At 32.5% G+C, this 6,337-nt stretch carries 8 protein-coding genes; 6 read left to right on the top strand and 2 right to left on the bottom strand.

Annotated features, from left to right (window positions below; all coding sequences use genetic code 11):
* Positions 1-142 precede the first annotated feature (142 nt).
* Positions 143-400: a hypothetical protein gene (locus ACXY7N_RS22835; RefSeq protein ID WP_000996284.1), complete on the bottom strand. Its 258-nt coding sequence runs from the start codon at positions 398-400 to the stop codon at positions 143-145.
* A gap of 177 nt (positions 401-577) precedes the next feature.
* Here ACXY7N_RS22835 and ACXY7N_RS22830 point away from each other — a divergent pair, with 177 nt between their 5' ends.
* From ACXY7N_RS22830 to ACXY7N_RS22815, 4 genes are all read left to right on the top strand, one after another.
* On the top strand, positions 578-2,008 hold the full coding sequence (locus ACXY7N_RS22830; RefSeq protein WP_488592619.1) for a PQQ-dependent sugar dehydrogenase: 1,431 nt from the start codon (positions 578-580) through the stop codon (positions 2,006-2,008).
* Between the two features lie 139 nt (positions 2,009-2,147).
* Positions 2,148-2,720, top strand: coding sequence for a YybS family protein (locus tag ACXY7N_RS22825; RefSeq protein ID WP_116363428.1), 573 nt, complete (start codon positions 2,148-2,150; stop codon positions 2,718-2,720).
* A 27-nt stretch (positions 2,721-2,747) separates the two neighbouring features.
* A complete protein-coding gene (locus ACXY7N_RS22820; protein WP_016087642.1) occupies positions 2,748-3,311 on the top strand; it encodes a GNAT family N-acetyltransferase in 564 nt (187 codons plus the stop codon).
* A gap of 77 nt (positions 3,312-3,388) precedes the next feature.
* Positions 3,389-3,769, top strand: coding sequence for a nucleotide excision repair endonuclease (locus ACXY7N_RS22815; protein ID WP_001048941.1), 381 nt, complete (start codon positions 3,389-3,391; stop codon positions 3,767-3,769).
* Between the two features lie 50 nt (positions 3,770-3,819).
* Here the strand turns inward: ACXY7N_RS22815 and ACXY7N_RS22810 are convergent, their stop codons facing one another.
* The gene (locus ACXY7N_RS22810) at positions 3,820-4,026 is read right to left on the bottom strand and encodes a hypothetical protein (protein WP_000267715.1); all 207 of its coding nucleotides are present in this window, start codon (positions 4,024-4,026) and stop codon (positions 3,820-3,822) included.
* 132 nt (positions 4,027-4,158) lie between these two features.
* Between ACXY7N_RS22810 and ACXY7N_RS22805 the strand changes: the two genes are divergently transcribed.
* The gene (locus ACXY7N_RS22805; protein ID WP_001104275.1) at positions 4,159-4,938 is read left to right on the top strand and encodes an undecaprenyl-diphosphate phosphatase; all 780 of its coding nucleotides are present in this window, start codon (positions 4,159-4,161) and stop codon (positions 4,936-4,938) included.
* A gap of 71 nt (positions 4,939-5,009) precedes the next feature.
* A complete protein-coding gene (locus ACXY7N_RS22800; protein WP_098560162.1) occupies positions 5,010-6,332 on the top strand; it encodes an NAD(P)-binding protein in 1,323 nt (440 codons plus the stop codon).
* Positions 6,333-6,337: the final 5 nt, after the last annotated feature.

Below are 6,337 nucleotides of genomic sequence, written 5' to 3'. Positions count from 1 at the left end.
CATATGGAGTGTAGCAAGGCTTTTATTTTTCGTAGCAATATTTATAGACATATGTAACACATCCCTTCTTGTTTTCACATAAACATTTTTTCTTTTATACAATAAAAGAAATTTAACAAGAATATATATACAGCATTACAAATCAATATTTTCCTGTTAAACCACCTGTTTTAAATAGAAATACGACTGATAAAACGATAACAACAGCCTTCAAACTCCCCCAATATGGATAAACAGTATGATCTGTTAAACTAGCATATTGAAAAATATTCTCTAAACCGAAAATTCCTATAATGACTGCCAAAAGAAATGCAGCTTTTCCTATATTCGTATTACGATAGAGGGTAAATAAGTATATTGCACATATAAGCGGTACGATGATTTGTAGTAAGATTGCCATAGGTTGTCCCCCTAATTTATGTTTTATACTTATTATTATACTATAAATGTAATAATAAGGGATATAAGTTAATTGATGCTAAGTAGAAAACTGACTTGTCTATAGTTTTGATACTAATTGAACTACTCTAATCATATTCTTCTATATAAAAAAGAATACAAAGGGGTGTAAAGTTAATTGACAAAAGTTAAGGTTAGTTTACGACCCATTGTTCATAACATAAATTTACCCACTGTAATAAAAACAGTTATTCTTCCAGGCGAATCGACTGAAAGGCTATTTATCGCAACCCAATTAGGGGAGATTTTCTACATAGGAGATGGCGTCATAAAAACATTTTTAAATATTCGTCATCTGATAATTACATTAGGCACATCTGAAGAAGGTGTTTCTAGTAGTGGCTATGATGAGCGTGGATTGCTAGGACTTGCGTTTCATCCACAATTTTATCAAAACGGTTTATTTTATCTTCATTATTCAGTAGCTGGAACCCAAGGTCCAGGTGCGCTTTCTGAACAATTTAAACCGAATCCTTGTGACCCGAAAACTTTAAACTTAAAGTGGCTAAATAGAGATACTCAATATGATCATATTGATACAATTGAAGAATGGATTTTACAATCAAACGCTCAACCTCAAAAACGTAGAACATTACTTCATATAAAACGCCCATTTTTTAATCATAATGGAGTAAATACATTAAACTTTTCTCCAGAGACGGAGAAACTTGTTTTTACAAATGGAGATGGTGGCTCGGGTTATGATCCATTTAATTTAAGCCAAGATGATTTAGAAATAGCAGGTAAAATCATTGAAATCGATGTAAGCAAAAATATATTTATAAATAATCCTTCAGTAGTTACGCGCTTTAATGAACTTCCTCTATCTATACAAGAAACACTTACAGTAATTGTGAAAGGTGTTCGTAATATAACCGGCATTTCATTCCAAAGGTTTTATAATCAATATATCAAATACGCCGGTAATGTCGGGCAAGATATTGTAGAGTCTATTTTTTCATTTGTCCAATATAAACCGATACCGGTTACTGAACTTGTTCAAATGCATGTAATGAGATTAACTCCCAATCAAGATGGATTTATTAATTTTGGTTGGAGAGGATGGGAAGGAGAATTACCTACTTCTTTTATAAGGCACTGTTCTGAGAATCCTAATTTGGATGAGAGAACAATGGCTTATTATAATGAATCAATAGAAACATCAGTGAAGCGAATTCAGCCACTAATTAGTTATTTTCATAAAGACCCCAGACCAGATAAGTTTGGAGGAACTTCACTAACAGGAGTTCAGCCATATATGGGAACTGCAATCCCAAATTTAAATGGTAGCGTTGTGTTTACCGACCTTGCTAAGAAAGAAGATTCACGGCCGCCAGTTAAAGGTGTTTTAGCATATGTTAGAGCAGGTACAGACGGTAAACATACTGACTTTCATGTTATTGAAACCAATTATGATTTCGGTACACAAGCAGCTTATTATATGAGTTTAGGAACAAATTCGGATCAAACCAGGTTATATTTAGGAGTTTATGGTTCTATGAAAGTAACTGACTTTAACAAAGGTACTATTTTTGAAATTGTTCCTTAATATGATATAAATTCTCTGATTCATTCTTTTTACAATTGTCTAATGTATAGTGATTGATTTCTAGAAGAGGATACAAATAAACAATAAGTGTATGAATAAAATAGAAAAGTGATGAATTAGGTATCTTTAGGGGATTTTGATGAATCGGTTTGTACGTTATTGGTGTCAACTTATGATAAAGAATGATGCGAACTTTGTTCATAAAAGAAAATTGTCCCTAGCAAATAAGTTAGTCATTACAGCTTTAATGAGTGCTTTGGCCACTATGTTTCAAGCGGCGGGAAACTTAATTCCTGGTATAGGATTATTCATTAGTCCTTTTGCGACGTTACCAATTTTTTTGGCTATTTGCTACTCTATTCGTGAGGGGGTACTTTCTTATATTCTTACTATTCTCCTATTATTTATTATTGAGCCAAGTGAACTAATTGTATTTCCCTTTACTACAGGCTTATTAGGTATAGCCTTAGGACTTTCCTTTATACAATTCAAGAGGAGAATTTGGGTAATTTCCTTTTCTGCGATTTGTCTACTTATAGGAATTATGATTGTTCTAGATATTTTCCGTTTTCCAGTACTTGGTCCTACTATTCATACAACTATGGATATAAAAATTATTTTATCAATATTTATACTAAGCTTTCTATACTGCTGGATCTATGCAGGGCTTTGTAGAATATTGTTGAATAGAGTATATAAAGTATGGTTCTAACAACTGCATAGAATGGAGATTTAAATCATGTATAACATTGAAATTAGAAGACCTAATTCGGATGATTTAGAGGAACTTCACTTGTTTTTCCATATAGTTATAACGAATGCATATAAAGACGAAGGATTATCACAATTATCGGATGACATAGAAAATGAAATTAACATGAAAAAGCAATATTTGAAAACAGATTTTGATAGTAATGGAGAAAAACGTTACTTTTTATTAGCAATTGATACAAATAACGATAAAATCATTGGAACAATTGAAATTGGTCCAGCAAGTACGTTGATTAATAGTTGTACAGGCGGTGTACTTAAGGATTTGTATGAAATAGGAACTGTATTTATACTTCCGGAGTATCAAAGAAAGGGTATAGGGAGTTTACTACTAAACACAATGTTTCTTACGCTACTTAGCAGGGGAATAACAGAATACTGTTTAGATAGTGGCTACAAAAAAGCGCAAAGTATATGGACGAAGAAGTTTGGAGAGCCTAGTTATGTACTGAAGGATTATTGGGGAGAATCAAGTGATCATATGATTTGGAAGAAGAGTTTACATGATACTCCTATAATATTTGAATTATAAAATGAAATATGCCTCTGAACGTAGCTTTTCTTACGTATGTATGCTATTATTTATCTTTATAATAAAAGAGGACGTGAATGAACTTGATTAAAATTAATATTCCTGAAGCTGATGTTTCAATTACTGAACGTAAACAAGTTATTAAAGGAGACGAGCCAATCATTACTCCAATTAATGGTTTTATCGATTTCCACTTGTTCCCTAGAGATAAAGGCGGCATTTTTATGTTTTACAATATTAATGACGAACTTCTTTTCGTAGGTAAAGCTCGTAAAATTAGACAACGTATTAAGAAACATTTTGAAGACAATGTTTCACCAATTAAAAATCACCGCGATGAAGTGTACCGCATTGATGCATGTATCGTAGAAGATCCAACAGAAAGAGAAATTTACGAAACATATATCATTAATGAATATAAAGCAAAATATAACGTTGATAAAGTATTTTATAAATAAGCAACAAAAAACAATCCTAGCACATATACTGGGATTGTTTTTTTGTTGTTTCATTCTTCATTTCTTTCTCCTTTTTTAAAATGATTAGCAGCAATTAAACAGAAAAGCCCTATAAATAAAATTATAATTCCAACAGTTTTATGTTTTCCCTCAAAGAAAGGAATATCTGAAATAACATTTGTCATACATAATCCTATAAATACAAGGATAGGTCCTGCCCAAAGTAATACATTGCCGAACTTCGTATGTTGCCACATAGTAACCCTCCTCACTTCTTTTTACATATATATCCATAAAATGAAAGTAAATTCATAGAGAAATATAGTTTTTTTCATATCGAAAATTTAACCTTCATATATTGGTACAAGCAAACGAGAAAGGGGACCATCATGAATTGGTTAGAAGCTTTTATATTAGGGATCATTCAAGGTTTAACAGAGTTTTTGCCGATAAGCAGTACAGGGCATCTTTATTTAGGAAGGCATTTGTTTCAATTAGATGAAGCAGGATTGTTTTTAGATACGATGCTACATATTGGGACTTTACTTGCGGTATTTATTTATTACAAAAAAGAATTTATATATTTAATTAAAAATCCATTTTCAAAACTAATGTTACTACTTATCGTCGGGACGATACCCGCAGTTGTAATCGGCTTATTATTTAAAGACTTCTTTGAGGATATTTCAAAAACAGGTATTACGATAGGATGGGAGTTTTTAGTGACAGGATTCTTTCTCTACATGGCTGATAAACAAAAAAATGGTCGAAAAAAAATGGATAACATTACATATAAAGACGCATTTATTATCGGTTCCTTTCAAGCTGCTGCTATTTTTCCGGCAATTTCTCGCTCTGGTATGACAATCGTCGCTGCTTTATGGAGGAAGTTAGACCGTGAAACTGCTGCTTACTTTTCTTTTTTATTATCAACTCCTGCTATTGTTGGAGCTATCATTTTACAATTTGCAGATGTTTTTCAAGGGAAAGCTGAATCTATTTCTAGTACATCTTTAATTGTCGGAACGTTATCAGCAGCGTTCTTTGGTTACATAGCTGTTTCATGGATGATTCAATATTTAAAAAATCATTCCTTAAAAGTGTTTGCGTATTACGTATGGGGATTAGGCATTTTAATTTTAACGTTGCAATTTACTCATGTGTTTTAATTTAGTAACCATTCGTTTAGATCCTGTTTCATTCATACAAGGCAGGGTCTTTTTTCATTAAGGGGGAAAATATGTTTAATAAGGCTATCGTTATTGGTGGAAGTATCGCAGGAAAACTCGCAGCAAAAGCATTATCAACTTCTTTTAAAGAAGTAATCATTATAGAAGCTGGCGAAAAATGGGATGGAAAAACTTTGAGAAAAAGAGTTCCACAAAGTAATCATCCTCATGTGTTATTAAAAGGTGGAGAAAACGCAATTGAGAAATTGTTTCCTAATATTACGAACGAATTAATAGCAGTAGGTAGTATCGTAAATAACTTTACTCGCGATTTAAAATGGCATCAATTTGGTTTATGGAAACAGCCATTCATAGGAGAAATACATATGATTCAACAAAGTAGGTTTTTGCTTGAATGGCATATTCAAACACGAATAGATCATATTTCGAATATCACGAGTAAATTTGAAACATTGGTTGAGGGATTATTAGTAGATGGAAAGGTTAACAAAGTACGTGGAGTAAAAGCTAAATGTTTAGAGACAGGCACGCAAGAAGAAATTCAAGCAGATATCGTAGTTGATGCAAGTGGATTCGGTTCAAAAAGTATAGGGTGGTTACGCGAATACGATACTGAGGTACAAGAAGAGAAAGTGCGTATTGATTTATTTTACACAACTAGAATGTTTAAACTTAAAGAAAATGAGAAATTAGACTGCTGTAATATACTAATGTCTCCAAGTTTCCCTGACAATCCGTATGGTGTTCTTATTCAAACGATTGAGGATAATCGTTATTTTGTTACTTTCAGCGGATATGCAAATGAGAAAGCACCACAAACAGATGATGAATTTTATAACTTTGCTGAAAGCCTATCAATATCCAATGTTACAGACTTCCTAAATAAAGCTGAGGCAATTTCAGATATCAAAACGTACAAAATTCCTTATCAAGTACGTCGGCGATTTGATTTAGTGAATAATTTACCAGATGGGTTTTTGGTAGTTGGAGATTCACATTGTCGTTTTGATCCTGTTTTCGGGCAAGGTGTTTCAGTTGCTGCTATGGAAGCTCACCAATTGCAGTTGCTTTTACAAAGGAGACAAAAACTTGATAAAGCATTTACACAGCAATTTTATAAAAAGACCTCTAATATTATACAAACTCCTTGGGAAATGACTATAACGGAAATATCACGTCATCCGCAGCTAAAAAGAGAGTTAACGATAAAGCAAAAAATTCAGCTTTGGTATACGAAACAAATCTATCAACTATCTGCAAGTGACTCTGACGTTTATATTCGATTAGTACGAGTGATGAATTTAATTCGTAGTCCATTTCACCTATTTCATCCGAAAGTGCTACTTGCTGTGTTACTGAAGCGAAAAAAATAGCAGGA

Source organism: Bacillus sp. 5w2 (assembly GCF_054353775.1).
Note: the sequence above shows the minus strand (reverse complement) of the source record. Positions and strands in the feature narration are given on the sequence as shown.

Bases quoted from the DNA above. Each gene is read 5' to 3' on its own strand.
- ACXY7N_RS22810 (WP_000267715.1), bottom strand. From the start codon at position 4,026: ATGTGGCAACATACGAAGTTCGGCAATGTATTACTTTGGGCAGGACCT.
- ACXY7N_RS22815 (WP_001048941.1), top strand. From the start codon at position 3,389: ATGAACTTGATTAAAATTAATATTCCTGAAGCTGATGTTTCAATTACT.
- ACXY7N_RS22800 (WP_098560162.1), top strand. From the start codon at position 5,010: ATGTTTAATAAGGCTATCGTTATTGGTGGAAGTATCGCAGGAAAACTC.
- ACXY7N_RS22820 (WP_016087642.1), top strand. From the start codon at position 2,748: ATGTATAACATTGAAATTAGAAGACCTAATTCGGATGATTTAGAGGAA.
- ACXY7N_RS22835 (WP_000996284.1), bottom strand. From the start codon at position 400: ATGGCAATCTTACTACAAATCATCGTACCGCTTATATGTGCAATATAC.
- ACXY7N_RS22805 (WP_001104275.1), top strand. From the start codon at position 4,159: ATGAATTGGTTAGAAGCTTTTATATTAGGGATCATTCAAGGTTTAACA.
- ACXY7N_RS22825 (WP_116363428.1), top strand. From the start codon at position 2,148: ATGAATCGGTTTGTACGTTATTGGTGTCAACTTATGATAAAGAATGAT.